Origin of the sequence: Nonomuraea africana (assembly GCF_014873535.1) — a bacterium.
In the GTDB taxonomy this organism is placed as follows: domain Bacteria; phylum Actinomycetota; class Actinomycetes; order Streptosporangiales; family Streptosporangiaceae; genus Nonomuraea; species Nonomuraea africana.
Window position 1 is genome coordinate 2,683,922 of sequence record NZ_JADBEF010000001.1, and the last position, 22,672, is coordinate 2,706,593.

A 22,672-nucleotide genomic window follows, 5' to 3' on the forward strand; every position below is an offset into this window, starting at 1 on the left:
ACTACGACCTCCTGCAGACCCTTGCCCTTCCTCGCCCGGATCGGGTCGTCAGGAAACAGGTCGAACACAGGGAACTGTGACGCGCTGCCGGTCTGCGGCTCGGAGGCCTTCGGCTGGGTCACGTTCTCGTGGGGATCCTGATGGTGTTCGGTGCGCTCGGCAAGAGGGTCCACGGTGCTCATTCCTCTCGGTAGCGCTTGAGCCGGGGCCGCCCCTGCTCGGGCAGTTCGGGTTCGATGGGCGGGCCGAGGTCGGGATCCGATGGCCGGTGAACCTCGATCAGCCGATCCACGACGCTGGCCCGTGGCCGCAGCTGGGTCCGCAGCTCGCGACGACGGGCGTTGCGGGCCGCGGTGATGTCCTTCAGGCTGATCGTGCGATGGGCCAGCTCCGGGCAGATCGCCCGGCACAGGAAGCGGCCGTCGTGGAAGATGCGGATCTCGGCCATGTCACGAGGGTCGTAGCGAATGACGACGTCTTCGCCGACATAGGCGGCCAGCACCGGGTCCAGGTAGCGCAGCGTCTGGAAGTGGATGCCGTCGGGGGTCCGATCCGTGATCGACGTGGAAGATCTCGGGGATGCCGCACACGTGCCAGTCCGGTTCGCTCTTGCGCCAGATGGCCTGGCGGAAGGCCAGCGCGGTGGTCAGCGCCGAGGGGGCGCCCAGGTTGACCGCGTACCCCGCGATCGCGCGGGAGTGATCGTCCTCGATGACGGTCAGCCAGGGCCTGGCCGGTTTGCCGGACGGGGCGATCACCCACAGGTCCAGCTGCGTGTGGTCGGCCAGCCAGATCTGGTTGGGCCGGCTCGCTTCCCGGCGATGCACCAGCTCACACCTCTCCCGATAGCCGCGTGTGCCGTCCTGGGCCAGCGTGGCCAGGGCGGGGTCCAAGGCGGAGACCACCGCGTAGGTGGTGGCGTAGCTGGGAGCCGGCCAGCCCTGCTCGACGGCCACGACGGCGGCCTGACGGTGGATGGTGGCGATGCTCGGCGGCGGGCGTTGCAGCGCCAGGCCCTCGATCAGCAGTTGCAGGTCCTGCGGCATGCGCCGTTATTCGGGCCAGTGGCCAGGCCTGGTCGGCTTCTACACCCGATACCAGGACGAGCAGACCCGGATCAGGCGACTCCGGAAGGACTGGGAGAAAGCAGCGCTCTACCTCGCTGGGCGCGAGCTTGGGTGTGAGATCCACACAAGGGAGAGAACCCACACGGGGGCAACGGAGGCCCTCCTAGAGGGTCTGCCCCTGCGGATCAAACATCCCACCTCCCCCATGGAGCCTCTTGCAGCACTGAGGGAAACCCGGCGATGGCACTCCGCGTTCCAGGCCGGAAGCCGGCAGCGGTGGAACGGGGCGCACGGGATCACGCTCCGCAGGGTACTGGCCGGGGTCCTGGCGATCGGCCGGCAGCGCCGGTCGGCGACCAGGTGAATCTTCGTGCTCCACCCGCCCCGTGAGCGGCCCAGCGCCTCCCGGCCCGTGCCCGGTTTGTGATCTACGCCGTCCCCTTTGACGGGATGTCGGCGGGCGGCTCACGACGAGCTCCGGCGGCATGCTGATGAGCGCGCGCCACAGTGGAATCCACACTCACCGTCCAGTCCTCCCCCTCGGCCTCATCGCATCCAGCGCGCAGCCCGTCCAGGATCTTCTCCCAGGTGCCATCCATCGACCAGCGGCGATGCCGGTTGTAGACGGTCTTCCAGTTCCCGTACCAGGGCGGCAGGTCACGCCAGGTGATGTTGGTCCGGACCCGGAAGAAGACCCCGTTGATGACCGTTCGGTGATCGGCCCATCGGCCGCCCTGCCGCGGGTTGACCGGCAGCAGCGGCGCCAGCCGTTCCCACTCGGCATCGGTCAGATCATGACGCTTCAGGCGATCTTCCACTGGACTGATCTACACCAAACCACCATCAAAGATCCACGGGACACGCCCTAGGCCCCGTCGCGCCAGGATGCCCCTCACAATCAGGACGCGCAACTACACAGAGTTACTTTGGGGCTGGGGACAGCTTCGGGAGTAGGACGCCAATGCAGACGAACGCGGCGTGCCCTACCCCGAGCCGGAGAGCGTCAAGACGCAGCCCGCCGACTTCGCCGACGCGTAGGAGGACGTGGCGATCCTGCCGCCACCACGCGACAGCGATCCAGCCTCCTGGCTCCCGATCATCTGAATCTACTTCGGGGCTAGGGGTCAGTTTCGGGATCAGGACGCCCATCCATCTACTTCGCCCCTGGTGCGGCGATCATTAACGGCGCCCCAAGTGCGGGCGCTGTGGCAAGTCGAGATCGACACCGCCCGCAGCTACCTGCGGGTGCTGGCCCTCGTGCATGCCGACCTGCCGCTCTGGTCAGCCTTCACGCACAAGGGGCGGCTCATCGCCGAGTTCAGGCGGAGCGATGACGGCAGCGAGCCGCTCGACATCGGCTGACCGGATCTGAGCGTCCAGGGGAAGCGGGCGGCGAGGTCTCGCACCGGAGGACGGCGAGCCAGAGCGTCCCTTCCTGCTGCTCAGCCTGCGTCTCGACCCCCCTGTCCGCAACCGGGTTCTCGCCCACCTGTCTCCAGGGCTCGCGAGGGGGCGACTTGTGCCGGATTTCAAGATGTTTCGCGCAGCGGAAGATCTTGAAATCCGGCACAACCACCCGGTTGCGGCCAGGTGCGCCGCTCCGCGGACGGCAGCCGCCGGAAGGGACGCTCCACCGCCTCGCCTCCTCAGGAGCGCGGCCTCGAGCTCTTCTTCCCGGCGACCACCGCCCATTCCAGGAGGAGCCTTCGATGATCGCCTTCGCCACCCCGAAGCTGGCCGCCGCTCTGGCCGCTCTCACCCTCGCCGCCACACCCAGTGCCTGCGCCGGCGTTCCCGCCCCCGAGTCCCAGAACTGGTGCCATCTGTCCGCCGAGCGTCCCTTCGTCCGCCTCTCGCCCCCGTCGATCACCGGAACCGCGTCCATCTCGTGCGACAAGCCGGTGGACTCCGTTCAACTGACCGTCTACCTTCAGCGACAGACCAAGCACGGCGACTACAGCATGCCTCCGGGCATGAAGCGAAGCGTCCAGACCAAGGACACCCCGACGCGCAAGATGACGGCCACCGCCACGTACCTGCAGTGCTACCCGGTCGACGACGAAGTCGTCTGGCAGACCTTCGCCACGGCGAAGGTGACGTGGCGCGGTCAGACCAAGTGGCAGAACGACCAGGCCCTCACGGCGGGCGCCATCGTCTGCCCCGGCTGAGTCGCATCGGGCGGGTCGCTCCTCGCCAGATCGTGGCAGGAGCGGCCCGCTCCCCGCTCCTGCCTGACCTCACCAGAAGAGGGGAGACATGACCGCAGACGAGCGCTTCGCCTTCACCCCCGGAGTGGTCGCGGTCGAGGCCGTCCTGGCCGCTACTCCCGCAGTGACCATCCTGCTGCCGCACCTGCACGTATATCCCGGCGGCATGCTCCTCACTCTGCAGGCGCTGGGTCGCCGCATCGCTATGACGGCCCCAGACCAGTGGAGGCTGATCACCAGCACCTTCCTAGGCCTGCCTCACGACCTGCAAGGCCAGGTCCAGGAGGAAGACCTTCTGCAGATCGGCATCCGCAGCGCCTCCTGCACCTGGTGGGAGAACGACCCGGGGCTCCTCGCTCCGCGCAGGGTCTCCGTCGACCAGACCGAGTTCGACGACCGGCTCACCGGCGCCATCACCGCGTGGATCGGGAGCCTTCCCCCGCCCCCGAACTTCGAGGTGCTCCTGCGGTGGCCGTCTGCAGGAATCGCTGACGCCGTGATCCGGATCGAATCGGCCGCGGTCGCCGAGGCAGCCCGGCGCTCACGGCTGCTATGGGATGCGACCTGAAGGAACGGGGGCAGCAGAAGAAGCCGGGCAGCACGAGCCATACCGTGATCACCTCTACCGGTTCAGCCAGGTCGGGGTCTGGCACGGGGTGGCTGGGGGCTCCGCCGCCCCCAGGCCCCGCGCGGCGGGGCGTGCCGGCCGCCTACCGAGCGCGACAACGTCCGCAGGTGCCAGGCGGCCGCCACGCCCGCACCGGTGGTGCCGCCGGTCTCCCTGGTTTCGCTGGAGCGGGCGCGAGATCGCCAGGCCGGTCAGATCGGCTCAAGATGCGGTCGAGGTGGATTCATGTGCGGGCAGCGGGTGTCCGCGGTGTGCACGTCATCGCGGTAGGAATCGCCCGTGGTGCGAGCCATGCGCCGCCAGAAGCGCTCAGCAGTGTCGTACTGCGGGGTGGTCGTCCACTCGTGGGCAGGAGCAGCGGCACGCGCGGCCAGGACAAGACGGCGGCCCAGACCGAGATTCTGGTAGCGCTCATCAACGGAGACCTTGCACACCAGCGCCTGACGGCAGACGTCACAGGCCATGTAGCCGATCTTGCCAAGTTGCTGACCCCGCCACGTCGCGGTGATCACCGCGATGTCAGCGGGCCCATCAGCGGGCCGATGAGTCAAGGTGACAGTCTGCAGCCGCCACCGCAGGAACCACCAACGAAGGTTCAGCCGCCGGGCGATCCGGCGCGGCAACCGGTGCCGGTCAAGCAGGCCCGGCCGGAAAGGCTCAGGGGCGGGGTACCAGGCGGCCTCGATCTCGTCCACCAGACGGCGCTGGACTTGCTGGTCCTGCTCGGCTCCCGCCGCCTGGACCCGGGACAAGGCGCGCTCGGCCAGCTCGGCGGTAACGAGGTAGTAGAGCACCCGCCCGGGATCTGCGCTGCCGAGCTCGTTGACACTCTGGCGGGCGGCCTCGCCGATCGCCCGCAGGCGGTCTGGGTCGGCGCGCACGTGGGTGAGGAGAAGATCAACATGTGCTTGAAGGAGCTCATCCTTGGCCTGCAACGCCTCATGTACGGCCCCCGGCTCGGCTGGGATGGCCTCCTCCAGAGGGATGTTGATCGCTGAGGACCAGGCAAACAGCAGGTCCTGCTGAGTCTGGTCGGCGGAGTCGGGGTCCGGGGCGTGCGGGATGCTGTCACGCGGATCCATGGACTGACATGTAATCCGCTCGAGCCCTGACATCAAGTCCGCTGTTGAAAACAGAGAAGAGGTCAGGGCCTTCGGGCGGACTAAAAACGTCAGCGCTTCCTGAGGCTGACGCGCCCGTTGAAACGGCTTGCCGCGTTGAGGCGGACCGGGGCCGCCCTGTCGCGATTGCTCACGATGGGTTCCCTCGGGCCCGCCGCGCCCGGCGTGTCTCCACGCGCGCCGCGACTGACCGAGTGCGTGGTCTCGGTGTCCGGGCGTCCTAACCCCAGTCGGTCTTCGCCCGGCTCCAGCACCTCCTCCAACGAGTCGGCCTCGGCCAGGACGTCGATGGCGGTCTCGCGGGCGCGAGCGGCCCACGCAGCGCCGACACCGATCCCGGTGCGGGCGCGGAAGTTCGGGGCTACGACCGCTTGTGACAGCAGGCGGAGGGTGGTCTCGCTCGGGTTGCCGAACACGGTAAGGACCATCTCAGCCAGGGTGCGGGGGGCGCCGTCGGGCCACATCTTGGCGGTGTCGCGGACCCATCCGCGGATCGACACGACGGTGGGGAGGTCTCCGCAGTCGTCGGCCGCGCTATTCCACAGCGACGCGCGGGGGTCGGATGGGAGCAGCAGCATCAGCCGGACAAGCCGTTCCACGGCGGGGGACATCTTCTGCACGCGCGTTCCTCCAGAGAGGTGAGAGGCGTAAGCATCCAGGAGAACACGAGATCGGCCAGCCCCGCGTGAGCACTGACACTCCATCCGCGCCTCACTGACATTCCGCCCGTGCTCAACAACAACTGACCAACTGATGTCGTTTCCACTGACATCTCAGGGCTCTGATTCACTCTTGGTGAAGTTACGTGGTCACCGATGTGACGGATTGGCCGAGGCGCGGGCCAGCCAGGTCAGGCCCATGGCCTGTGCCCACGCGGCCGCCATCAGAAGAAAACGCGTAGCCGACTGCCACCAGGGCAGCCCCGCTTCGTAGCCGGGCGCGTCGAAGATGCCGGCCCGCACGGGGTTGAACAAGGCCAGCGCGAGGATGGGCAGATAGGGCACGGCGATGACCCAGGCCGCTGTCAGGAGGCCGGTCCGGCCGCGGCCGCGCAGCCGGAGGAGAAGAGCGCCGATGACGATCAGCGCGACGCCCACCAGGCCCGCTCCGAGGGTGATCCACCAGGTCATCATCCACGCGTTCGCGGCCACAAAACTCATCTCATCGCTCGGCGGGACACCCCCCTCCCACTCCGGCCCCCGACGCAGCGCTTCTTCACCCATCTGGATGGCCACGTAGTTGAGTGCCGCGTACACCGGCACCAGCGCCAACCCCAGCGCCAGCATGACAAGGCCTTTCCTGACACTGATCACCACCAAAGCATCCTGTTCTCCCTTCCCGCCTGACAACCGGCGACGGCCCTGGGCCTGCCCACGGCGTCACCGAGAGTGGGCCAGAGCTGTTGAGCGACAGAAGAGTGTCAGCAGGCCGCGACATCCAGTGTCAGTAACAGAGCGTGGTCAGACCGGGTTTCTACGTCTCTGGTTGGTCCTCACTGGGGTGGGCTCCAGGGAAGGGAGGAAGCGGTCCTGCGAGGTGTTGGCGTTCCGCGCTGAGGTCGATGACGGCAACCCATTTGTGCCTGCCCCACTTCTCTAGATCGTCCGCGGAATGTGAGCTGATCGACCGGCGCACCTTCCGGACCAGGTCAGAGGCTGAGCGGGCGGTGTTCGCCTACATCGAGGGGTTCTACAATCCGCGCCGCCGTCACTCGGCCAACGGCCAACTCAGCCCCGCCGAGCACGAACGCCGACACGCGCTCAAGAACACCAAAGAAGGCGACTATGCTGCCGCGTAGCCGCAAGCCCTGATGTGTCCATCAAACCGGGGCAACTCCAGGAGGTCGTCGTACCGGGTGCCTAGCGGCTCGCCGCGCAAGACCTTCGCCCACCTGCGCAACAGTTCGGCGTGCATGCCGCCCGCCCGCCAGTCTTCGTGCCAACGTCTACGCTCGGCTAACCGGCACGCATTCGGGCCGCACTCGTGGCCGTCGGGCTCGTGCAACCTCACATCCGGGATCTGAGCACGTCGACCTCGCAGCCTGGCGAGGACGGGTCGAAGCCGTGCTCGATCAGCCAGCGAACCCCCAGCAGGCTTCGCAACGACCACCACGCGCGGATCACGTCAAGGTCGACGTCGGTGCCATAGCCGGCGATGACGTCGCCGAGGTGCTCCTCGTGTCCGAGCGTCAAGGTGGCGAGGTCGTACAGGGCGTCGCCCTGGCCCGCCTCGGACCAGTCGAGCACGCCGGTGATCTCGTCACCGTCGACGAACACGTGGGCGATCTGCAGGTCGCCGTGCGTGAACACCGGTGTCCACGGTCGGAGCGCGGCCTCGGCGACCTGGCGGTTGCGGGTGACCAGGTCGGCGGGCAGGACGCCGTTCGTCACGAGCCACTCGCACTCGCCGTCGAGATCCGCCGCCAACTCGTCGAGGCCCCGGCCGGCCCGGCCGGGCCGGGGCGGCAGCGGCGCGTCGTGCAGCTTCCGTACGGCGGCGCCCGCCGCGGCCCACGCCGCCGACGACGCGGTCGACGGCTCGCCGAGGCGGCCGAGGGCCGTGCCTGGGAGGGCGGCGAGCGCGAGCACGGGCGGCTTGCGCCATAGGATCTCCGGAGTCGGGATCGGCGCCATGGTCATCGCCCCGACCTCGACGTCGGTACGCGCCTGGTCAGCGTCGATCTTCAGGAACACATCACCGACGCGCAGGGTCGCGCACTCGTGATGGGCAACGACGACCTCGACCTCCTCCACGTCGGCATTATCGCGGGGATGGCCACCGATGTCGCCGGGTTTATCGCGGGCGACTGCGCGGTTGACTGCATCCCGCTGCCCGGCCGCCTCCGTGCACGCCGCCAACCGCTCATGGGTCGAGCGCTGCCTCGGTCCGCCGGGGCCCCGGCACGTGGATCGTGAGGTCCAAGCGGCATGTAGCGGCCCGAAGGGAAGTGGGCGGCCACACACCAAGGTGGTCACGCGCGCCGACGTGCTCGCGGCCGTCATCGACGCCTGCCCCGACGGGATCGAAGACCTGGCCGAGGCCGAGGCGCTCACCGACGAGGTCCTGCAGTACGGCCCCGCCGTGCGACTGCCCGCCTCAGGGGCCAGCCACCTGTCCAACAGCGATCGTTACACCTCCGAGGACATCCTGCAGGCCGAGCGCACCCTGCTGCAGATCACGCGCGAGCGCTACGACCAGCAGGTCGCCGTCGTCGATGCCGACGTCGCCCGGCTGGCGATCGACACCTACGAGGTCAGCCACGCCCTGACCTTCAGCGAGGAACAGCGGCGAGTGCTGGAGCGGCTGCTGAGCGCCGGGCACGGCGTCGACCGGTCATCGGCGTGGCCGGATCGGGCAAGACCACGATGATGGCGGCCGCCCGCACCGCCTGGGAAGGTCGTGGCCTGGTCGTCGCGGGCGCGGCCACCGCCGCGGTGGCCGCCACCAACCTGCACGCCGAGGCCGGCATTCCGTCAACGACCATCGCCACCTGGCTGCTGCGCATCAAGGGCGGCCGCGGTCTTTCCGGGGTCGACGTCCTGGTGGTGGATGAGGCCTCTATGGTCGACGACCGGCAGATGGCCGCGCTGCTGGCCGAGTCCGCGCGGACCGGTACCAAGATCGTGCCGATCGGTGACCCGCTGCAGCTGCGCGCCGCCGGGGTCGGCGGCGGTTTCGCCGCCATCCACCGGCAGGTCGCTGGCCTGACCCTGAAGGAGAACCGCCGCCAGCGTGATCCTCTGGAACGCAAAGCGCTGGAGCGCTGGCGCGCTGGCGGGGAAAGCGAACGGCCGCAGGACCGCCAAGAGCTGCAGCGGCAGGCGCTACGCCTGTGGGGTCAGGGCGAGCGCGTCCGGGCCGGGCAGGGCGCCGAGGACACTATGGCTCAGCTGCTGGCCGACTGGCTGACCGCGCGCGAGCCGTACCGCGCCGCGGGGACGCCCGAGGCCGTGCACGACGAGCTTGCTCAGGTCCTGGTGCTGGCCGGCACGAACGCGGCTGTCGACCGGCTCAACGCCGTGGCGCGCGAGCTGCGCCGCGAGCGCGGCGAATTGGAGGGTCCTGACCACCGCTACCGACTCCCGGGCGGCCGCACGATCGCGCTGGCGATCGGTGACCACGTCCGGGTCCGGAAGAACGACTACCGCGCCCGCCGCGGCGTCGGCGCCGTCAACGTGCTCAACGGCTACCGCGGCCACATCACCGCGATCGGCGCGGACCGGCGGGTAGAGGTCGAGTGGCGGCAAGCTGGACCCGACGGACCCACCGTGGTGCGGGAGTGGCTCACCCCCGACTACATCGCCAGCGGCGGGCTGTCCCACGGCACCGCGATGACCGTGGCGGCCGCTGAGGGACTGACCGCCGACCACGCGCTCATCTACGGCATGGGCTTGGACCCGCACACCCTGTACGCGGCGATGACCCGCGATCGAGAGCGGGCCCGCCTGTACCTGCCGCGCGAGCTGCTGGAAAGCGACTTCGACCGCGTCCGCCACGGCAAGGTCCGCAGCGAGGCCGACGCGCTGCAGCGTGCCCTGGCCGCCTACGCCGCCACCTTGGATGACGATCGCGTCGACCGGCTCCTCACCCCGGAACCGGAACCGATCGCGCAGGAGGAGCAGGACGCCCGCCAGCCGGCCCCCGCCACCGTCGAACGAGAAGACCGTGGTCGTGGCCGCGGTGATCGGCAGCGCACCGGTCGCGAGCAAGAGAAGCGGGAGGCCGCTGCGGCCTCGCTGAATGAGGCCCGCGCGGCTATCCAGCTGGCCGGCGCCCGCCTGGCCCTGTCCCGCAGCGCCTACGGCGTCGGCCTGCTCTCCGACGACGAACTCACCGAGCGCCTCAGCAGCCTCGCCGAGCAGGTCGAGGCCGCCAGCACCGCGCTTGAGGCAGCCGAGCAGGAACGGCATCGTCACGCCCGCAACGGCGGCGGCCCCACCGAACTCGCCCTGCTGGCCGAACGCGACAAGCTCGCCGCCAACCTGCGCAGAGTCGAGGCCGCTGAACGCGCGGAGCGTCGGCTGCAGCAGGCTCGCCAGCAGATTCTCGAAGGCCACGCCGAGGCCAGCCGGCTACGTCAGCGCGAGAGCGAGCTCGCCGCCGAGGTCGAGAACCTGGGCAGTCTGCTGCCCTCCCACCGCGCGCGCCGCCGCGAGCTGACGGAGGTCGAACTTCCCCAGGTGCGCGAGCGTCTCGAACAGCTCGGTGAGCGCCTGGCCCCCATCCGCGCCCAGGGACCAGCTCTGGAGCAAGCTGCCCGGGAAAGCGTCGAGCAAGCCCCGCCGCGCGTCGTGTGGTCGATGATCCGCCGTCGTCATGACGACCTGGTCGGCGATTTCGCCGCCGCCCAGCGCGGGGCCCGAAGCGTCGACGTCACCAACGCCGACAGCCGGGCTGCCACCGCACGGCTGACCCGCGACCAAGCTCAGGAAGAGCTGGCCGCAGGCCTCAGCGAGAGCGAGCGCCGCGCCGACCTGCCTCCCGACCAGCGCGACATCGAGCAGCGTGTCCGCAGTGAGGAAGCCTCACGGCGGCGTACCGAGCGTGAGCGGGACGACATCGACCGCGAGCGCCGTTCCGCCCATGAGCGGAGCCAGCGCCGGCAGACGGAGCGCGACCGGGAACCCTCCCGGCAGTCTCCCGCGTCCGAGCGCGACGTCCCCAGCCGCTGACGGCTAACCGGCGGGACCATCCCGCCCCCCATGGGTGAAGGAAATGGCTGAAACACACCGGTCCGCCCGACGAACGCAGCCTGCTCGCTAGTCTGCTGCGACACGACAAAGGAGTGGTGCTTGTGGGTGACTTAGAGAGCCTCGTTGCACAGGTGTGGAGTCCGGAGGTTCGGCCGCTCGCCGAGGAGGCCTGGCGGTGCTACAACGCCGGCGCGATCCGCGCCAGTATCGCCGCGACCTGGACAGCTGTCACCGCCGACATCATCACCAAACTGGTCAATCTCGCCGACAACGGCGACAGCAAGGCGGGCCCTCTTCCGTGCCGCCGTCACCGCGGCGCAGGCCAAAGGCATCAGCGTGGACGGCGTTCGCGAGATGCAGAACATCGAGTCCACATTGCTGGATAAGGCGGCGGAGTTCGAGTTGATCGACTCGATCGGCGTACGCGAACTGGGGCGTATCCGTGAAGATCGCCACCTCTGTGTGCATCCATCGCTACGCAGCTTCGGCGAGGTGTACGAGCCCCGCCCAGAGGTGGCCCGCGGGCACTTCGCCGTTGCGCTGACCACGCTGCTGGTTCATCCACCGACTCAAGGTGGAAAGCTGTTGAGCGAGTTCATCGAGTACACCTGCGATCCCCTCTTCGTACCGACATTGCCTCACATCCAGGCAGCGTTCTTCGACCGGGTGCGAACCGCGACCCGTCGCACGATCGCCGCGGTCGCTGCCAAGCACAGTCTGCTCGAGCTCGATCCCGACAGCCGACTCCGGCGGCCGAGTACGCCGACCGCATGGCCATCGTGTTGTCCGCGTTCGCCCAGCGCGATAGGGAACTGGTTCGGGTTGCAGTAGCCGCCCAGCGTGAACGATTCCAAGTGCTCGACGGGAGCACGCAACTTCGTGCCCTCGTGCGGCTCGGCGATCAGGACTACTTCTGGGACATCGTGAACGAAGCGCTCGCTTCTCGACTTCAAGGCCTGCTCAACGCTCCGAGGGGGCCAAGACGTGGGAGCCGCTAGCGACCGACATGGTCGCCAGTCTCGCCCTGGTGCGCAGTCCCTACGCTCGTGAACGGCTGCCAGAGCTGGAAACGCGGTTCAACGACCTATCTGAGCTTCATCGGATTGCTGTTGCCGCCGCGCACCCCCATCCCTTCTTCGTACCGGCGGTGCTCCAGTTCATCAGAGATGCCGGAAGTTGGCGCATGGGTGAGCAGGCTGGCCAGCTTCTCGTGCAGCACGCGCCGTTTTTGACCAGGCGCGGCGCACTTCAGGCACTGCCTGCAGCACAGGCGGCCCGCAGAGCTCGGCTTGAAGCACAGGCGAGGGCGGCAGGCTTCGCCTCTGTCCGCGATGCGGTCCAGGCGACGGCTCACTTGCCCTCGCAGGCCGCTGCCGAGCGGACCGGGATGAGCGCTTCCACAATCAAGCGGTGGAGGAGGTCGGCCGCATCTCTGCCGCCAAGTACCCGAGATTGACGCATCGTCCTTCGATACCAGGCAACTAGGGGATCTGGTCGATCTCGATGTCAGACCACAGCGCGGTGAGCGGGAACGGGTTGGCGGTTACCACTGGAAGTGAACGCCTCTTCGCGGCATGCACCACGGAGGCCGCCGTGACTTGCTCAGTCGCGTAGGGGCCGGCGATGCGGAGGACCTCGGCCACGCCCGGCGCACTGGCAGGAATGAGGCTGTCGACAAGGGTGGTGCCGTCCATGCCCAGCAGAACCTCCAGGACTGGTACTGCCGAATCCGGGAGCTGGGCTAAGGCTGCTGTGAGGGCTGGGGCGGTCGTGACGATGGGCACGATGTAGCCGCGGTGTTCGGCACGCATCCAGATCGTGGCGTCCACGTACGGAGACGATCGGCGGCCCCAGGCAATGAGCGCGCTGGTGTCCAGCACGCGTCCTTGCATTTTCTAGGCCCCGGTCAGGCGGCGTGGGAGCGGCGAGCGGCGATTTCCGCCTCGCGCCGGTGGGCGAGCTCGAGCATGTCGGCTGGTGGTTCGCCGCCCATGACCTCGCGGAGCTTGTCGAGGTTGGCCTGGCGCTTGTCCTCGGGATAAGGCACGCGCTCCTGCTCGCCGATCTCCTGCTGCTCGTCCATATCGTCAGGGTACTCGCGGCGTGGGCTGCGTTGCCAGGGAACTCAGGGCGCCTGAACGGACGAGGCCGCAGCCGGACTCTCGCTTGTCGCCGGTCGGACTTCGCCCACGCTGGCTCGGCAGGAGTGGCGAGCGACCTCACCGGAGGAGAACAAGGCCTCGGTCTTCACTCCCAACGCGGCGGCGATTAGGAAGACGTTGTCGAGTCCAATGTTGCGTTTGCCAGCCTCCACCGCGCCATAGAACGAGCGGTCCAAACCTGCGGCCTGGGCCACCTCAACCTGAGTGCGACCGGCTAGCTTCCGCAGCTCGCGCACGCGTCGGCCAAACCCGCGACCACGCCATGGTCCAACTCGGCGCGGACGTCTGCCTCGCGTTCATCGACCGAGGCAGCCCCGGCGCGACCCGAACCGCCGCCCCGCCGGACGCACTGAACCTCGATCATTAAGGAATGCGTAGGTGTGTGCGTGGAGGGCGTGCGCCGCTCGAAGGGGGTCTAGATCTAGAGGGCGGGGTCTCTAGGTCTAGAGGGCGCTCTAGAGGGCGATACGGGGCTCTGCCTGGCCTCTATGGCTTTGAACGACTCTCTTGGCCCCTGAGGAACGAGTCGTCTGGCCCCAGCTAGCGGTCATAGAGGTCTGTTGTGAACAAGTTGATTGGCCCCACCCGAACATGGTGTTCGCGGCTGCGCAGAATCAGCAGGCCGGTGCCCAGGGTCAGCAAAGAATGCCGGCGTCCGTGTCAGTAGCGCAGGTCCGCCAGAACGCCGTAGTGGTCAGACGCCACCACCCCACCGACAGGCTCGTGGCCGATCACCTCACAGCGCACCGGATGGCCCGCGCCGCCCCGGCGCGGCCAGGCGGACAGCACGTGGTCGATCCTGCGGTCTGGCCACAGCGCCGGCGCCGCCCACGGGTTGGCCCCGGCCCAGGTGTGCCCGCCGCCCTGGCCGTTACCAGCGGCCGTCCAGGCGTCATAGAACACCAGGCCGGGCACGGCCGGGACGGACTTACCGGTCAGCATGCGCAGCTCGTCGCTGTCGGGGTCGGCGTTGAAATCGCCGCACAGCACCGTCGGGTGCCGGCGCCGCTGCGTCTCGGCGATGAAGGCGGCCACCTCGCGCACCTGCTGCTGGCGCTCGCCGCTGTGCTCCAGCCGCCAGGTCAGCGCCACCACGTAGACCTGGATGACGCCGCGCGGGCCGTCGATCCTGGCATACAGCACCCGGCCGCCGGTGTCTTGCTCGCCCGTGAGCTTGCGCGACTCGTGCGCGCCAATCGGCCAGCGCGACAGGACAGCCAGGCCCGAGCGCGCACCGTTGACCTCGGAGTCGCCGTCGAACACGTGGTACGGCAGGCCGAGCCGTGCGCCCTGTTCATCCCACGCCTCCACCAGCCCCACCACGTCAGGGTCGTGCCGCTCCAGAGTGGCGCGGATGGCGGCCTCGCGATGCTCCCACGGACCGTACCTGCCCCACACGTTCCAGGTGATGAGCCGGAACGTCGTTGTGACGAGCGGCCCATAGGGTTCGGCGATGTCATAGGTCATCCGTCTTCTCCTGCCCAGTTCCAGCCTGCGGCGAAGATCCATCCTCTGGGAGTTGCCTCCCGGCGTACAGCACTGTCCGCGAGAGCTGCAATTGGGGCCACTTCTGACGAACACCCGCCCACCCGATTCCTCAGGTAGGCCCGCCCGTAGCTTCCAGCAAAAAACCAACGATTAGCTTTTGATCTTGGTGTGGCGGGTCATCACCGCGGCGAAGCGGAGGTTGGCGCGGATGACGGTAAAGCTGTTGTTGCGGCTGTGGCGCACACGCTTGAATCAGCAGGCCACCACGGCCAACTGCGGATGAGTCGGAAGGAGGAGGCGCTTCATGAGTGAAGCGTTCTACTCGCACGCGAGGCTGTACGACCTCATGTTCCCGGGCGGCGGGCCCGCAGTCGACTTCTACCGCGCCGACGCCAATCGGCAAGGCGGGCGCGTATTGGAACTCGGGTGCGGCACCGGGCACAAGCTGATCCCCATCGCGTCCGACGGGCATCCGTGCGTCGGCGTGGACTTCTCGTCAGACATGCTGGCTGAGGCTCAGCGTAAGGCGAACGAGCGCGGTGTGGCGGTGGAATGGGTGCAGGGCGACATGCGGGCCTTCGATCTGGGCCGCACATTCGACTTCGTGTTCATCACAGCCAATTCCCTACTGCATCTGCATGATGCTGAGGATCTGGTCAGCTGCTTCCGGTCGGTTCGACGACACCTGGCGCCAGGAGCACGGTTCGTCTTCGATGTGTTCAACCCGAGCGTGCGCCTCCTTGCCGAAGCCGATGGCGTGCGGCGCACCCGGGAGTCGTTGTCGTTCATGGATCCTGACCGTGGCAACGTTAGCGTCGATGTCGCTGAGATCTACGATGCGCCCGCGCAAGTCACACGCGGGACGTGGCACCTCTCGACTGACTCCGAGCCCGACTTCGTCGTCGCACCACTCGAAATCAGGAGCATCTTCCCGCAGGAGCTGCCGCTGCTCGTCTCGCTCGGCGGCCTTCGGCTCGTCGAGCGCTTCGGCGACTGGTCCGGTCGGCCATTTGCCGTGGATACGCCGCTTCAACTCTGCATCTGCGAGTCCGCGTGACTGAAGGCGAGAGCACAGTCTCGGTCAAGCAAAACTCGCCCGCAGCGAGCTGATTTTTCGGCAGTGCCAGTCTTCTGCCGGGCTTTCGCAGGGGGCTCGGGTCGCAGTGGCGCTATCCGAGCCGCGACCGCTCAAACGGCTTCTGCGCGGCCCGTGGTCGGGGCGGGTTGCGCCTCGGGCCTTCCCACAGCGGAGATGTCCGTAGAGGCATTCTGAGGGGCTCCTACCCGCGACTTGCCGCGTGTTTCGCCAACTCGTTCTCGCTCCTACGCCGTTCACGGCCCGCTCGGCCTTCGCCGCAGTCCGTGGGAAAGAATCACACAATGCCGATGCTGCTCAAGGCGGTTCTAGCGGGCGCCGCGATCGGTGCCTCCCAGGTCCTCATCCTGGTCTTCTGGCCTCATGATCCGGACAACGAATTCACCGGGGTGGCGGTGATGATGTTCGCGCCCTTCCCACTCGCGTTCCTGTTGAGCTGGGCCGCAAGGATGCCGCGTTGGCCGATCGTGGGACTGTCCACGCCGTTCGTCATGTTCGTGTTCGCCATGGTCATGGTCGCGGGCATGCAGTGGCTGCCCGACTCGCCTGTCAGCCTCGCCATCCCCGCCGTGATCGGATTCCCGTTCACGGCGTGGCTGTGCGCTCCGGGCAACAGGATGGCCCGCATTGCCGCGGCGGGGACGGTCCTTCTGGCCTTCTGCGCGGCTCCGCTGGTGTCCAAAGCCATCCAGGCGGCGGAAGTCATCGGGGATATGAAGAGCTCGGGGATTCCGCTGGTCGCGCCAGCCATTCCGAACTATCGGCTCGACTCCGTGGACCCGACCTGGCTGCCGGAGATGATCGGCTTCACCTACCACCCCACGGACGACCACGGGAGCGGCCGGTGGGTCGAGGTGTACGTCAGGCCAGGCGGCGCGGCCTCCCCTGAGGCGGCGTGCGCCGACCCCATGCCGGACTGGAGCTGGAAGACGGTCACGCCGTGCCGGCAGATCGCCCCCGGCGTCTGGACGACACGCCTGGAGAACGGCTACACCCCCGTGTACGCCAGGCATGGTGACGCCCTGGTACAGGTGGGCGGCTACGACGCCATAACCGAGGACTTCCTTCTCTCCGTGCTGCCGACCTTCCGGCCCATCACCGCGGTGGAGATCGCGGCGGCCAGCTAGATTAGCGATCTCGTTCCGGTGTCAGTGGCCGGTTGGAACCTTCCATGGGCGGCCAGTTACTGGGGGCCGGCTGGCCGCAAGTGATGTGGGTTGTAGGTGCAGGAGTGGGAGCTGGCGTGGCGTCGTTGAACCAGTAGGTTGTCATCGTGGCTTGGCCCGGAACGCCCGGCGGTAGGCGCCCGGTGTTGTGCCCAGGGTGTTGAGGAAGCGCCTGCGGAGGTTGGTGGCCGAGGAGAGACCGACGCGGCGGGCGATGGCCTCCAATGGGAGGTCGGAGGACTCCAGTAGATCCCGGGCCGTGGCGATCCGCTGGGCGAGCAGCCACTGGCCGGGGCTGGTGCCGAGTTGCTCGGCGAACCGTCGGGTGAGGGTACGCGTTGAGACGCCGGCGTGCGCGGCCATGCTCTCGATGGTCACCGGTTCGCTGAGTCTCGCGGTGATCCACTCCAGCAGCGGCGCGAGCGTGCCGTCGATCTGGGCGGGGTGTGGCGGCGCCGAGTACTGCAACTGCCCGCCCTCGCGGTGGGGCGGCATGACCATGGTCCGCGCGATATGTGCGGCGTACCGAGCGCCCTGGTCGCTGCGGACCAGGTGCATGCACAGGTCGAAGCCGGCGCCGGCGCCGGCGCTGGTGGCTACGTCACCGTGGTCCACGTACAGCACATTCGGGTCGACCCGGATGTGCGGGAAGCGCGCGGCGAGCGCGTCTGCCAGCGCCCAGTGGGTGGTTGCCCGTCGTCCGTCCAGCAGACCGGCGTGCGCCAGCGCGAAGGCGCCGGAGCAGATGCTGACCACCCGCGCTCCGTGGGAGTGCGCGCGGCGCAGCACCCTGACGACCGCAGGCGAGGGTGGCTCCGTGGTGGGCAGCCAGCCCGGGATGACCACGGTGTCCGCCTGGTCGAGTGCGTCCAGCCCATCGGTCACGAGCATGTCGTACCCGGCGTACGTCGCGACCGGGCCAGGGCGCTCCGTGCACATGCTGAAGGCGTACCGCATCGGAAGTCCTGGCCGCTCGATCCCGAACACCTGGGCCGCGCAGGCGAGTTCGAAGGTCGATTGCGGTGGGCGGACGAGCGCCACTACGCGATGCATGGCAGGAAAGTACCGCATGATGTCTTTCCTGACACTCGGCGCGGCGCCGGTCGGCCGTCAGGCTGGCCCCATGACGACACAACACAACACGCCTGCCTATGTGTGGTCCGCCGTCCAGGACGCCCCGGTCCACGAGCTCTTCCCAGGCATCCGGGCGCGGCCGCTGTGGAACGGGGACAACGGCGCGAAGGCTTATGTGCTGGAGATGGACGCGAACACGTGCTGGCAGGGAGTCGACGTCCACGAACCGGGTCCCGAGGAGGTCTTCGTGGTCTCTGGCATCTTCAACGACGGCGACCGGGACTACCCGGCCGGCTCCTTCATCCACGCCCCCGCGGGCTCCTCGCACGTCCCGCAGACGACCACGGGCTGCACGCTGTTCCTCTTCTACCCGGAAGGTTAGATCACTCCCGGTTACGCGGCGTTACTTCATAACTGGCCGTCCGCGGGAAATTGCATTGGCCGCCGTCAGCTCGGTCACCGGTTGGAGATGAGACGGCCACCGCTGTGATCACGAGGATGTGCGGCAACACCCTGATCGGCCGTGGCTGTGACCGTGAGGGTGGTGGAGGTCGACCCGGCTGCGTGGCTGGAGCGGCTGGATGAGCTGTTCATCGAGGTGGTGGCCCCGTTCTTTTACCGGCGTGAGCCCCGGCTTCGCGCCCGGTCGTATCTGTTGGGGCTGTTGAGCGGGCTGGAGCGTAAGAACGGGTAGTTCGCCGGCGAGGTCACCCCTGATGGGATAGCGGCTGCTCAACCGGGCGGTTCGGGATGCCGATCGGGTCCGCAACGCGCTGCGCCGGCATGTCGCCAGGCGGATCGGCTTACCGAGATCACTGAGCTCATTCCACCGTGACGCCGCAGGTCACGGCTTCGTTGAGGATCATCGTTCTTGATCCAGAAGCAGGAAGACCCCTGGTAGAAGGGTTGTCGACCAAGAGCAACCATCTCCACCAGGGGCCTGTGTGCTGTTCTACCGTGCCGCGCTGCCGTTGTCATCCCAGACCTTGAGCTACCTGGCCGGTGTGCTGCGGCGGCACCGCGCGGCGATCAGATCCACCCGACGGCGCCTCAACCCCGGCCAGCAGGCCATGCTCGTGCTGGTCTACCTGCGCAAAGGCGAGACGTTCGCCGAGATCGCCGCCGGGTTCGGCGTGGGGACGGCCACCGCCTGGCGCTACGTGCGGGAGTCCGTCGACCTGCTCGCCCGTCGCTCGCCCCGCCTGGAGCAGGCCTTATGCGCCGCCAAGCGCACCGGCTACGCCTTCGTGGTGCTGGACGGCACGCTCATCCCCATCGACCGCCTGGCTGCAGACCGGCCCTTCTACTCCGGCAAGCACAAGAAGCATGGCATGAACATCCAGGTCATCGCTGCTCCGGACGGCACCCCGCTGTGGACCTCGGGATCGCTGCCCGGCTCAGTCCATGACCTCAAGGCAGCTCGCATCTGGGGCATCATCCGCCGACTCAAGAGCGCCGACTTGGTCACCCTCGCAGACAAGGGCTACATCGGCGCAGGTGAGCACGTACGCGTGCCCTACAAGGGCAAGAACAAGCCGGCCTCGCAGAAGAGCGCGAACTCCGCCCACGCCAAGCTCCGCGGCCCCGGCGAGCGCGCCAACGCGCAACTGAAGGCCTGGCGCATCCTGCGCAAACTCCGCTGCTGTCCCCTTCGCGCAGGTCAACTCGTCAAGGCGATCCTCGTCCTACAACTCCGTGAAGCCCGCTGAAATGGGTTCACTAACTGCTGCTGCAGTACTAGATCGCGGAAGCCGGCGGACGGCGCTCGAACTCTTACACATTCATTCCGGTGAACCGGGCCCCGGCGGCCGCGCAGCGGGCGCCCTTGATAGTCGTAGAGAAAATATGCATTCGATCATGACGTCCGGTCCCTCGACTGCGTCAGCCCGTGGTCTCGGTGGGCCGGTGCCGACGAAGGAGGTACCGGCCCGTCGATCGCCCCCAGCCCGCACAAACGCCAGCCAGCAGCTGGCGATCGTAAGGCCTGAAGAGTCGCCGACCCTTATCCACGATCGCGGTCAGCTCGAGTCCGGTGTGACGAGCTGCATGCGTTATGAGGTCTTGTTCCTGCGCTGTCGCCATGCGTCGGGCTCGGTCAGGGACTGTACGGTTTTCGGTGTAACTCCTGATCAAGGAGAACGCACCTGATGAGTACTGTGATCCAGGCATCGACGGAGATCGACCTGGAGGACGCCGCGGTGGCGCGCAAGAAGCCGGACAACTCGACGGATCGGGAGCTGGTGGCCAAGCTGGTCGACCAGGCGCGGGCCGAAGGAGTCGAACTGGTCGGGGAGAACGGGCTGCTGGGCCGGCTGACCAAGCTGGTACTGGAGTCCGCTCTCGAAGGCGAGATCACCGACCATCTCGGCTACGACAAGCACGAACGCTCCGGCGGCGAGACGGGCAACACCCGCAATGGCAGCCGGGCCAAGACCGTCATCACCGACGTCGGGCCGGTGGAGATCACCGTCCCCCGCGATCGGGACGGCAGCTTCGAGCCGAAGATCGTGCGCAAGCGGCAACGACGGCTGTCCGGGGTGGATGAGATGGTCATCTCGCTGGCCGCCAAGGGCCTGACCACCGGCGAGATCTCCGCGCACCTGGCCGAGGTTTACGGCGCTGAGGTCTCCAAGCAGACCATCTCCACCATCACCGACAAGGTGCTGGAGGGGATGGCCGAGTGGCAGAACCGGCCGCTCGATGTCGTCTATCCGGTGATCTTCATTGACGCTATCCACGTCAAGCTGCGTGAGGGCCAGGTCGCCAACCGGCCGATCTACGTGGCGATGGCGGTCACCGTCGACGGCGAGCGTGACATCCTCGGGCTATGGGCCGGCGACGGCGGAGAGGGCGCCAAGTTCTGGCTGCACGTGCTGACCGAGATCAAGAACCGCGGCGTCGCTGACGCGCTGATGGTGGTCTGCGACGGCCTGAAGGGGCTGCCTCAGGCCATCGAGACCGTCTGGCCGCAGGCGGTGGTGCAAACGTGTGTCGTTCACCTGTTGCGCGCCAGCTTCCGCTACGCCGCCCGCCAGCACTGGGACGCCATCGCCAAGGCCCTCAAGCCCGTCTACACCGCCCCGACCGAGGCCGCCGCGCTCGAGCGCTTCTACGAGTTCGCCGAGACCTGGGGCGGCAAGTACCCGGCGATCGTGAAGCTATGGGAGGACGCCTGGGCCGAATTCGTGCCCTTCCTCAACTTCGACACCGAGATCCGCCGGGTGATTTGCTCCACCAACGCCATCGAGTCGGTCAACGCCCGCATCCGGCGGGCAGTCAAGGCCCGCGGCCACTTCCCGAACGAGCAAGCCGCGCTCAAGTGCGTCTACATGGCCATCATGAGCCTGGACCCGACCGGCAAGGGCCGCAAACGCTGGATCACCCGCTGGAAAGCCGCTTTGAACGCCTTCGCCATCACCTTCGAAGGCCGCCTGAACCCGACCACCCGATAACTAATCAAGATCGAGATACACCGTTAACTGGACACACCCCTCGGTCAGCACAACGGCGAGCGGCAGTGGCTCGTCAGCGACCGGAATGGATAACTGGCCCTGGGCAGTGCCATTCATGCTGGTCGAGGTGGCCCACCATCGGGCGGTGATGACGGCTGGCACAGGGGCCTCGACCACCAACACGATCGGGTCCAAGCGGACCCGATGATGGGGGCGCAAGTGCACGGCCGGGAAGGTGATGGTGGTCGAGCCGCCGTTGTCGATATGCGGCCTCGGAGGGCTTGGCGCATTGCCCGGCATCGTGGTGAATGGGGACATACGTGGGGTCGAGTGAAGGCCCGGGTAAATGTCGATCAGTGAAGCTTGTCGGGGGCCGTAGGGCTGAGGTGGATGCGGGAGATCGACGAAACTGTCGTTGGCCACCCTCGACGTCAGGGGACGGGGCCGGACCGCGTGGACGTTGCCGGGCACATACAACCGCACCTCGACCTCGGCCAAGTTGGCCGCAAGAAGATTGTTCAGCTCAAATTCAATGGGGGCCACATGCGCGGCCGCACCGGGAAGCAGAGCCTGCCGCCAGCTGTCGGCGAGGCGTTGTAGATAGGCCCCGACTTGCTCGCGGTACTTCTGCGGTGTACGCCCTTCGGCAATGTGCCTGATTAGCCCTTGTCCCCGCCCCTTGCCGAGGGCCTCGCTCAGAGCGTGAATCCCCGTCAGCGTGCCGGACTGGTAGAACCGGCGAGCCAGGTCATCGTGCTCGACCTCACGGCTGCGCTCCCAGCTCAGCAGCGACTCCACGGCCAGGCGTTCCTTGATTTGCAGCCATTGCCGCACAGCCTGATCACTGGTATCGACGGGCTGGACCGGCGCGCCAGCCCGCACAAGCACCTCAACCTCAACCTGCTGAGCTCCCTGGCGTATCCGTTCCCCCAAAGCGTCGATCTCCCGAGCCTTCGGCGGTCGAGTGTCTCCGTTCCCGCGAATGTAGATAGCGCCTTCGAGGGTCGGCAGTAGGGCTTTGCGCATGCAGAAGATGGGATCGCCCCACCGCGGAGCCTCTACTTCAATGATCAGAACCTGAGCCGAACCCGACGGCAGGGTGACGTTCACATACGTTGGACGCCACCGTGGACCGGGATTCCCCAGGTAGGGATCAACCCCCTTGCCCAGGTCGACGACATCGATGGGCTTGATGCCCTGCAGATTCTTCGGCTCGACGCCCACAACCAGATAGGCGCGTCCCTCGGTGAAGCGGGCAGCCTCATCCGGCATGCGGTTGGCGAAGCCGATGATGGCACGAGCGATGTGGTGGCAGCCGTGCTTGCTGGCTAGGTCCAGCGTGGACTTCCACTCCAACCAGGTGCCTTCGTCGGCATCGCTGGCCCCGAAGATGGCCTCGACCAGGGCCACGAAATCGGCTGGGCGTCGAGGTGCAGAACTGATGTCGAAGTCCAACGCCATGCTGCCTCACTTCGCCGCGGTTGGTGCGATCCAGCATGCCGCACGACGACGACAGAC

The 22,672-nt window shown here is 67.6% G+C and carries 26 protein-coding genes and 1 pseudogene; 13 read left to right on the forward strand and 14 right to left on the reverse strand.

From position 1 onward, the window contains the following. Positions 1–178: 178 nt before the first annotated feature. The 3 genes from H4W81_RS12570 to H4W81_RS12580 all read right to left on the reverse strand — a co-directional run bounded on the left by H4W81_RS12570 (position 179) and on the right by H4W81_RS12580 (position 1,885). Positions 179–502: a Mu transposase C-terminal domain-containing protein gene (locus tag H4W81_RS12570; RefSeq protein ID WP_420538719.1), complete on the reverse strand. Its 324-nt coding sequence runs from the start codon at positions 500–502 to the stop codon at positions 179–181. Continuing rightward, on the reverse strand, positions 450–1,046 hold the full coding sequence (locus H4W81_RS12575) for a DDE-type integrase/transposase/recombinase (protein WP_192774982.1): 597 nt from the start codon (positions 1,044–1,046) through the stop codon (positions 450–452). Before H4W81_RS12575 ends, H4W81_RS12570 begins: the two co-directional genes overlap by 53 nt. A 449-nt stretch (positions 1,047–1,495) precedes the next feature. Further along, on the reverse strand, positions 1,496–1,885 hold the full coding sequence (locus tag H4W81_RS12580) for an IS5 family transposase (protein WP_192774983.1): 390 nt from the start codon (positions 1,883–1,885) through the stop codon (positions 1,496–1,498). Positions 1,886–2,234: 349 nt separating this feature from the next. Here H4W81_RS12580 and H4W81_RS12585 point away from each other — a divergent pair, with 349 nt between their 5' ends. The 3 genes from H4W81_RS12585 to H4W81_RS12595 all read left to right on the forward strand — a co-directional run bounded on the left by H4W81_RS12585 (position 2,235) and on the right by H4W81_RS12595 (position 3,842). Next, complete coding sequence (locus H4W81_RS12585) at positions 2,235–2,429, forward strand: hypothetical protein (protein ID WP_192774984.1); 195 nt, start codon at positions 2,235–2,237, stop codon at positions 2,427–2,429. A gap of 347 nt (positions 2,430–2,776) precedes the next feature. After that, positions 2,777–3,235 carry a hypothetical protein gene (locus H4W81_RS12590; RefSeq protein WP_192774985.1) on the forward strand — a complete coding sequence of 153 codons (459 nt, stop codon included), beginning with the start codon at positions 2,777–2,779 and terminating at the stop codon, positions 3,233–3,235. 88 nt (positions 3,236–3,323) lie between these two features. Then, positions 3,324–3,842 (forward strand): hypothetical protein, encoded by a 519-nt coding sequence (locus H4W81_RS12595; RefSeq protein ID WP_192774986.1) that lies wholly within the window; start codon positions 3,324–3,326, stop codon positions 3,840–3,842. Between the two features lie 251 nt (positions 3,843–4,093). Here the strand turns inward: H4W81_RS12595 and H4W81_RS12600 are convergent, their stop codons facing one another. From H4W81_RS12600 to H4W81_RS12610, 3 genes are all read right to left on the reverse strand, one after another. After that, entirely contained in the window at positions 4,094–4,984 is an 891-nt protein-coding gene (locus H4W81_RS12600) for a GNAT family N-acetyltransferase (protein ID WP_192774987.1), read from the reverse strand. 89 nt (positions 4,985–5,073) lie between these two features. After that, complete coding sequence (locus H4W81_RS12605) at positions 5,074–5,643, reverse strand: hypothetical protein (RefSeq protein ID WP_192774988.1); 570 nt, start codon at positions 5,641–5,643, stop codon at positions 5,074–5,076. Positions 5,644–5,832: 189 nt separating this feature from the next. After that, positions 5,833–6,339 carry a hypothetical protein gene (locus tag H4W81_RS12610; protein ID WP_192774989.1) on the reverse strand — a complete coding sequence of 169 codons (507 nt, stop codon included), beginning with the start codon at positions 6,337–6,339 and terminating at the stop codon, positions 5,833–5,835. 284 nt (positions 6,340–6,623) lie between these two features. Between H4W81_RS12610 and H4W81_RS12615 the strand changes: the two are divergent. After that, positions 6,624–6,821, forward strand: a pseudogene (locus H4W81_RS12615) (IS3 family transposase); the annotation flags it as partial. A gap of 208 nt (positions 6,822–7,029) precedes the next feature. Here H4W81_RS12615 and H4W81_RS12620 read toward each other — a convergent pair. Further along, entirely contained in the window at positions 7,030–7,776 is a 747-nt protein-coding gene (locus H4W81_RS12620) for a phosphotransferase family protein (RefSeq protein WP_192774991.1), read from the reverse strand. Between the two features lie 214 nt (positions 7,777–7,990). Between H4W81_RS12620 and H4W81_RS49275 the strand changes: the two genes are divergently transcribed. The 3 genes from H4W81_RS49275 to H4W81_RS12630 all read left to right on the forward strand — a co-directional run bounded on the left by H4W81_RS49275 (position 7,991) and on the right by H4W81_RS12630 (position 11,547). Next, a complete protein-coding gene (locus H4W81_RS49275; protein ID WP_318781700.1) occupies positions 7,991–8,392 on the forward strand; it encodes a hypothetical protein in 402 nt (133 codons plus the stop codon). Continuing rightward, positions 8,365–10,695 (forward strand): AAA family ATPase, encoded by a 2,331-nt coding sequence (locus H4W81_RS12625; protein WP_318781701.1) that lies wholly within the window; start codon positions 8,365–8,367, stop codon positions 10,693–10,695. The genes H4W81_RS49275 and H4W81_RS12625 overlap by 28 nt, the downstream gene beginning before the upstream one ends. A 357-nt stretch (positions 10,696–11,052) precedes the next feature. Beyond that, complete coding sequence (locus H4W81_RS12630) at positions 11,053–11,547, forward strand: hypothetical protein (RefSeq protein ID WP_192774992.1); 495 nt, start codon at positions 11,053–11,055, stop codon at positions 11,545–11,547. A gap of 253 nt (positions 11,548–11,800) precedes the next feature. Here H4W81_RS12630 and H4W81_RS48520 read toward each other — a convergent pair whose 3' ends face one another. From H4W81_RS48520 to H4W81_RS12650, 5 genes are all read right to left on the reverse strand, one after another. Beyond that, a complete protein-coding gene (locus H4W81_RS48520) occupies positions 11,801–11,935 on the reverse strand; it encodes a hypothetical protein (RefSeq protein ID WP_264083155.1) in 135 nt (44 codons plus the stop codon). 262 nt (positions 11,936–12,197) lie between these two features. Further along, positions 12,198–12,596: a hypothetical protein gene (locus H4W81_RS12635; protein WP_192774993.1), complete on the reverse strand. Its 399-nt coding sequence runs from the start codon at positions 12,594–12,596 to the stop codon at positions 12,198–12,200. Positions 12,597–12,622: 26 nt separating this feature from the next. Continuing rightward, positions 12,623–12,799 carry a hypothetical protein gene (locus H4W81_RS12640; RefSeq protein ID WP_192774994.1) on the reverse strand — a complete coding sequence of 59 codons (177 nt, stop codon included), beginning with the start codon at positions 12,797–12,799 and terminating at the stop codon, positions 12,623–12,625. A 42-nt stretch (positions 12,800–12,841) separates the two neighbouring features. Then, the gene (locus H4W81_RS50005; protein ID WP_192774995.1) at positions 12,842–13,114 is read right to left on the reverse strand and encodes a helix-turn-helix transcriptional regulator; all 273 of its coding nucleotides are present in this window, start codon (positions 13,112–13,114) and stop codon (positions 12,842–12,844) included. 424 nt (positions 13,115–13,538) lie between these two features. After that, positions 13,539–14,345 carry an endonuclease/exonuclease/phosphatase family protein gene (locus H4W81_RS12650; RefSeq protein WP_192774996.1) on the reverse strand — a complete coding sequence of 269 codons (807 nt, stop codon included), beginning with the start codon at positions 14,343–14,345 and terminating at the stop codon, positions 13,539–13,541. Positions 14,346–14,670: 325 nt separating this feature from the next. Here H4W81_RS12650 and H4W81_RS12655 point away from each other — a divergent pair, with 325 nt between their 5' ends. Both H4W81_RS12655 and H4W81_RS12660 read left to right on the forward strand, forming a co-directional pair. Continuing rightward, positions 14,671–15,423 carry a class I SAM-dependent methyltransferase gene (locus H4W81_RS12655; protein WP_192774997.1) on the forward strand — a complete coding sequence of 251 codons (753 nt, stop codon included), beginning with the start codon at positions 14,671–14,673 and terminating at the stop codon, positions 15,421–15,423. Between the two features lie 323 nt (positions 15,424–15,746). Then, entirely contained in the window at positions 15,747–16,589 is an 843-nt protein-coding gene (locus H4W81_RS12660) for a hypothetical protein (protein WP_192774998.1), read from the forward strand. A gap of 141 nt (positions 16,590–16,730) precedes the next feature. Here the strand turns inward: H4W81_RS12660 and H4W81_RS12665 are convergent, their stop codons facing one another. After that, positions 16,731–17,681, reverse strand: coding sequence for a GlxA family transcriptional regulator (locus H4W81_RS12665; RefSeq protein ID WP_192774999.1), 951 nt, complete (start codon positions 17,679–17,681; stop codon positions 16,731–16,733). Positions 17,682–17,751: 70 nt separating this feature from the next. On the opposite strand from H4W81_RS12665, the gene H4W81_RS12670 reads away from it, so the two are divergent. The 4 genes from H4W81_RS12670 (at position 17,752) to H4W81_RS12685 (ending at position 21,154) form a co-directional block, all read left to right on the forward strand. Then, complete coding sequence (locus H4W81_RS12670) at positions 17,752–18,084, forward strand: cupin domain-containing protein (protein WP_192775000.1); 333 nt, start codon at positions 17,752–17,754, stop codon at positions 18,082–18,084. Positions 18,085–18,225: 141 nt separating this feature from the next. Beyond that, positions 18,226–18,396: a hypothetical protein gene (locus H4W81_RS12675; protein ID WP_192775001.1), complete on the forward strand. Its 171-nt coding sequence runs from the start codon at positions 18,226–18,228 to the stop codon at positions 18,394–18,396. Between the two features lie 250 nt (positions 18,397–18,646). Further along, entirely contained in the window at positions 18,647–19,411 is a 765-nt protein-coding gene (locus tag H4W81_RS12680) for a transposase family protein (protein WP_192775002.1), read from the forward strand. Positions 19,412–19,849: 438 nt separating this feature from the next. Continuing rightward, positions 19,850–21,154, forward strand: a complete 1,305-nt coding sequence (locus tag H4W81_RS12685; RefSeq protein ID WP_192775003.1) for an IS256 family transposase — start codon at positions 19,850–19,852, stop codon at positions 21,152–21,154. Here H4W81_RS12685 and H4W81_RS12690 read toward each other — a convergent pair whose 3' ends face one another. After that, the gene (locus H4W81_RS12690) at positions 21,155–22,615 is read right to left on the reverse strand and encodes an AlbA family DNA-binding domain-containing protein (RefSeq protein WP_192775004.1); all 1,461 of its coding nucleotides are present in this window, start codon (positions 22,613–22,615) and stop codon (positions 21,155–21,157) included. Between the last annotated feature and the right edge of the window lie 57 nt (positions 22,616–22,672).